Origin of the sequence: Aeromonas sp. HMWF014 (assembly GCF_963878295.1) — a bacterium.
Lineage (GTDB): Bacteria > Pseudomonadota > Gammaproteobacteria > Enterobacterales > Aeromonadaceae > Aeromonas > Aeromonas popoffii.
Window position 1 is genome coordinate 1 of sequence record NZ_CAWNYS010000468.1, and the last position, 1439, is coordinate 1439.

Annotated in this window: 1 protein-coding gene and 1 pseudogene; both read right to left on the reverse strand. The window is 53.6% G+C overall.

What is annotated here, in order from left to right; all coding sequences use genetic code 11:
- A pseudogene (locus AAC083_RS18300) lies at nucleotides 1-1236 on the reverse strand (hypothetical protein); the annotation flags it as partial.
- Between the two features lie 9 nt (nucleotides 1237-1245).
- On the reverse strand, nucleotides 1246-1439 hold a 194-nt coding region (locus AAC083_RS18305), incomplete at its 5' end, for a hypothetical protein (RefSeq protein WP_146181728.1).

Sequence of the window (1439 nt, forward strand, 5' to 3'; positions counted from 1 at the left end):
GGCATAGGTAGCGCCACCTTTCGTTCCCGCCTTGTTGGCCAGAACATCATCCAGACGGGGATCCTGAGTGAACACCTCAAGATGGACTTGATGCTTGCTCTTCTTGCCCCCAATCAGGGAGCCCGGCGTTTCCACCAGACCGAGGTAACCTATGGTCTCACCCGCCGCGATAGCCACGGGGGATGGCAAAACATATAACTCACCGAGATGTGAGGGGGGGAGCATTTTTGCCTTGATAAATTCATCTTCGACGCACACCCAGGCGATACCACAACTACCCGGAACGCCATCCCCACTCGGCATCACATATTTGCATCTGGCCATCTTGCGTGCTTTGTCACCAATCCAATGGAATTCGAGTTGGTGGGCATCATACTGCAACTTAGTGCCGGCTGGCAGTGAGACGTTGTCACTGCCAACCATCAAGCGACCACTTTTATCATCCAAGACCGGATCTGCACATCCAGCCATATTCTTCAATAAATCGGCATCTATCTGATCGAAAAGCCAGGTCGGCACATTGGGCTTGATATAGGTCACTGCATCCGGACTATTAGCGATCCAGACCGAGCTTCCCTCACTGACCAATACGCCCGCCTTCTCGGCCTCCTTCATCTGGGCATTGGAGAGCTTGCTCTTGATGGTCACCTTGATGAAATCATACTCCTTGCCCCCGACACTCCCCTTTTGGGATGGCGTGCTGCTGTCCATCTCCAGTTCGGTATCCTTGGGCAACGTGAAACGAGGCAAGGCGGCATCAATTCGCTGCTGCTCGGCATCGGGATTGGCATGGGGTACGGAATTGCGCGCATTCCAACCCTTTTTTAGCACCAGTTTCTCGGCGCTTTGGTACTTATCCCAAGGCAGCAGGTGCATATAGAGCGAATAAAAGGTGAACTCGTTTTTCGCTTTAGTTTCTGCATTGATCTCACAATATTCGTGCTGTACCAAGCAGAAGCAGTTTGAATAACGTAAGGTCTCCCCCTGAAATTCAGAGGTCAGGTAATCCTTCATCATCCGGAAGGCCACCACCTTGCCATCGGCAATGGCTCTGACGGGGTACTTATCCTTGCACCAAGGGGCACTCTTGTCGCTAATATGAATGCCGCCATGCCACTTGTTGTGGTTGCCAAGAAGATAGTGACCCGATTGCTCGCCATTGATCAGCGCCGTCAGCGCCTTGACGTCCTTGAACTCTTCCCCTTTGGCGGTGAGGATGGGAAATGCAAACTTCATGCTGTTTCCTTATTCAGAAAAGAGGTAGAACGCGCCAGGCTTCTCTTCTTTCAAGAGCGCCTCCATCGCTTTCTCGGTGGGGATGGCCTTGATGAGCTCAACCAGCTCGGGAGCCTTGACCACTTCCACCCCTTTGGGGATAACGGGCACCTGCCCCGCCCAGCCGGAGCCGGAGCCTGCGCCGCCGCCCGCATTGAGCTTGA